Origin of the sequence: Burkholderia sp. Ac-20392 (assembly GCF_017104585.1) — a bacterium.
In the GTDB taxonomy this organism is placed as follows: Bacteria; Pseudomonadota; Gammaproteobacteria; order Burkholderiales; family Burkholderiaceae; genus Burkholderia; species Burkholderia lata.
This window is the reverse complement of record NZ_JAAGPB010001000.1, coordinates 1-1,454: the sequence shown is the minus strand read 5'-3', so window position 1 is coordinate 1,454 and position 1,454 is coordinate 1. Positions and strand designations below refer to the sequence as shown.

General features: G+C 69.1%; 2 protein-coding genes. Both read right to left on the bottom strand.

From position 1 onward, the window contains the following. Window positions 1–697: DUF2242 domain-containing protein (locus tag G3N99_RS40405; protein ID WP_206125215.1), on the bottom strand; the 697-nt coding region annotated here is incomplete at its 3' end. A gap of 115 nt (window positions 698–812) precedes the next feature. Further along, a partial coding sequence (locus tag G3N99_RS40400; RefSeq protein ID WP_206125214.1) for a LysR substrate-binding domain-containing protein occupies window positions 813–1,454 on the bottom strand: 642 nt, incomplete at its 5' end.

Sequence of the window (1,454 nt, the reverse complement as noted above, 5' to 3'; positions counted from 1 at the left end):
CCACGACCGGCAGCGACAGCGGTACCGGCGCCGCGGGCGGCGTCGGCACGACCGGGGTCGTCATCTTCATCGGCTCACCCTGTGGCGTCGGCGCCGGTTCGGGCAGCGGCGTGACGGGTTCCTTCTCGGCGGCCTTGACGGTCGCGCGGTCGCGGCGGGCCGGGTCGATCTTCAGGAAATGCTCGACGAGATTGAAGAAGCGCTCGTAGAACACGCCGGCGGGAATCGTCTCGCTGGCGGTCTTGACGAGCGCATCGTCGCTCGACCCGATCGGCAGCGACAGCGAGCCGAACACACTGAGGCCGACGCTGGCCGACGTATTCGACTTCTTCAGCGTGTAGCGATCCTGCACCGCGTTCACGTACGCGATGCTCGACGAGCCATCGGCGTTCGCGTCCGCGCACACGACGTGAAACTCGATCACGACGTGCATGTCGTTGTTCGGCTGGAAATTCTTGCTGCCGTCGACCGCATCGTTGCGCGACGACGACACCACATACCCTTGGCTCAGCAGCGCGCGCCGCGCGGCCTCGCAGGCCGCGTCGGATTTCGAGTGGAACGTATGCGCATACGGGCTGCTGGTCGCGTCGAACTGTTCCTGCTGGTAGATCGGCTTGGGCGGCGACGAGCACGCCGCCAGCACGGTCGCGGTCGCGAGCGCGCACGAAACGGAAAACAGGCGAAATCGGTTGTGCATGGCGTCTTTCAGAAGGCTTGGCGAGAGGTCGCGCAACGGCGGTGCCTGGATGAAGCGCGCGGCAATCTCGTAAGGCCGGGGCGCCATTATAGTTTCGTTTGATGTCGCACTCGCTTCAGTCGGCCGATGCGTCGCGTGCGGCGGCCAGCAATTGCGACGTCAGCGGATGGTGTTCGCCGCGCCGCGAGCGGATCGCGTGGATCTCCTCGGTCACGTCGCCCGCGCGCCCGAGTCGCCGCAACCCGCGCAGCAGCGACGCATCGTTCGCGCCGAGTTCGCTTAGCGGAAACACGCCGAGCCCGCGCGCCGCGAACACGGCCATCAGCGCGCTGTCCTCGAATTCCCCGGCCACGCGTGGCACGATCCGTTCGCCTTCCAGCCACAGGTCGAGGCGCGCGCGCAGCGCCGAATGCGCGGTCGGCAGCAGCACGGGCAGGTCGGCGAGGCACTGCGGAAAGTGCTGCCGCGCGGCCGGCGTGACGAGCGCCGCGGGGCCATACCAGTCGACCGGCGACGCGACGAGCCGCTCGCTCGTCACCCGCAGGTTCGAACCGGACGGCGCGCCCTGGCCGGCCAGCACCAGGTCGAGATGATGCAGCGCCAGCTCCGCGAGCAGCGCATCGTGCTCGCCTTCGTGGCACAGCAGCCGCAGCGTGGGCGTATCCAGCACGGGCGCGAGGATCGCGTGCGCGGCGAGCTTGGAGATGCCGTCCGCGAGGCCGGCCGCAAGCCGCACGGTCGGCTCGCTGGCCGCCGC